The organism is Glycocaulis sp., from assembly GCF_052168375.1.
Classification (GTDB): domain Bacteria; phylum Pseudomonadota; class Alphaproteobacteria; order Caulobacterales; family Maricaulaceae; genus Glycocaulis.
Genome location: NZ_JBQLZR010000018.1, coordinates 1 through 1722, shown reverse-complemented (window position 1 = coordinate 1722; position 1722 = coordinate 1). Strand labels below are relative to the sequence as shown.

General features: G+C 63.2%; 2 protein-coding genes. Both read left to right on the top strand.

The genetic code is table 11. The annotated features are described in order from the left end of the window. Positions 1 to 283: 283 nt before the first annotated feature. Positions 284 to 898 (top strand): ribonuclease D, encoded by a 615-nt coding sequence (locus ACTS2Z_RS00645; RefSeq protein ID WP_442571305.1) that lies wholly within the window; start codon positions 284 to 286, stop codon positions 896 to 898. Positions 899 to 991: 93 nt separating this feature from the next. Further along, entirely contained in the window at positions 992 to 1660 is a 669-nt protein-coding gene (lptC, locus tag ACTS2Z_RS00640; RefSeq protein WP_442571304.1) for an LPS export ABC transporter periplasmic protein LptC, read from the top strand. Positions 1661 to 1722 lie beyond the last annotated feature (62 nt).

Genomic DNA, 1722 nt, shown 5'->3' with positions numbered 1-1722 from the left:
GGCGCAAGGTGAGAACACCGTGAATGTCGGTTTCGACGCGGATCGGATCCGCGTCGCTGGCGTGGATGTCTAGAGGCATGGGGGAGAGGCCTTTATGGCTCTTTGTGGCAGCATGAATATCGCGCTAACCGTGCTAGGCGCAGATTGTTGCCAAATCGTGGCACACGCGGCGCAAGTCTCACTTGCAAAAATGCATGAGCAGGCCTGCCTGCATTGACGCGGCGCTGTGCGCGGCCCATAGCAGGGCCAGACCCTATCCCTGCCTCTCGCCGCCGGAGCCTGCATGAGCATTCATTTTCATAAAGCTGACCTGCCTGACGGTCTTGATCTGGGGCGGCAGGTTGCGGTGGACACCGAAACGCTCGGTCTGTCCCTGGTGCGTGACCGGCTCTGCCTGGTCCAGCTTTCTGCCGGTGATGGCGATGCGCATATCGTCCAGCTGGACCGGTCGTCCTATGACTGCCCGAACCTGAAGCGGCTTCTGGCGGACGAAAGTGTCGAGAAGATCCTGCATTTTGCGCGTTTTGATGTGGCGATGATCGCGCGTGACCTTGGCGTCACCTTGCGCCCGGTCTTCTGCACCAAGATCGCCTCCAAGCTGGCGCGCACCTATACCGACCGGCACGGGCTGAAGGATGTTGCGCGCGAGATTGCAGGCGTGGAGCTTTCCAAGCAGCAGCAGAGCTCTGACTGGGGCGCGGACGAGATCAACGAGGCGCAGCTCAAATACGCCGCCGATGACGTGCTCTATCTTCACCAGATCCGCGACGGTCTCGAAGCCATGCTGGTGCGTGAGGGCCGCATGGAGATGGCAAAGGCCTGCTTCAGCTTCCTGCCGACGCGCGCCGCGCTGGATCTGGCGGGCTGGGCCGAGGCTGACATTTTTGCGCATAGCTAGGCGGTGCCGGTCACTGTCCTGGCCCGTCCATGCCTTGAAATAGCCGCGCAGGGCGTCCACAAGGGCGGGCGGGGGAAGTAGCGGGCGCACCGGATGAACACGCTGACATTTGCCGCCGCCGAGCCATCGGCAAGCCGGGCCGTTTCTGCGGCCCGCACGCGGGCGCGTATCGTGCGCAATCTGCGCATCGTGTTCGCCGTGCTGATCGTGCTGCTGGCGGGTAATGTGCTCCTGCAATCCATCCTGTCGGGCAATGGCGCGCGGCCCAACCCGGATGCCATTGCCGGCACGGGCGAGCGCATCATCAATCCGCGCTTTACCGGGCGCGATGCCAGTGGCAGCCCGTTCGTGCTGACGGCAGATTCGGCTGTCCGGCGCATGGTGGGGCTTGGCAATCTCACCGATCTGGAAAACCCGCGCATCGATTCCGAATTGCTGTTCGGTCAGGCAGAGCGCCCTGACGCCTCCGAAATCCTGTCGCGTATCGGCGTCTATGATGACCGCACGCGCATATTGCGCATGACCGACACGGTTCGCTTCTCGACAGGCTCGGGCTACAGGTTCCAGACCGATGGTGCATCGGTAAACCTTGCGCGTGGCCTGATTTCCGGCGACCAGCCGGTCGAGGGGCAGGCGCCGTGGGGCGCCGTGCAGGCGAACGGGTTTGAATTGTATGAGGAAGGCGCGCGTTTGCGCTTTACCGGTGGCGTGGTGACGCGCTTTTATGTCGGCGGCGCGGACAGGTCGCCCGAGGAGGACTGATGAAGCTGATACAGGCGGCTACCCGGCTCGCAGGCGCGGCGTTGATGGCTGGCATGATGCTG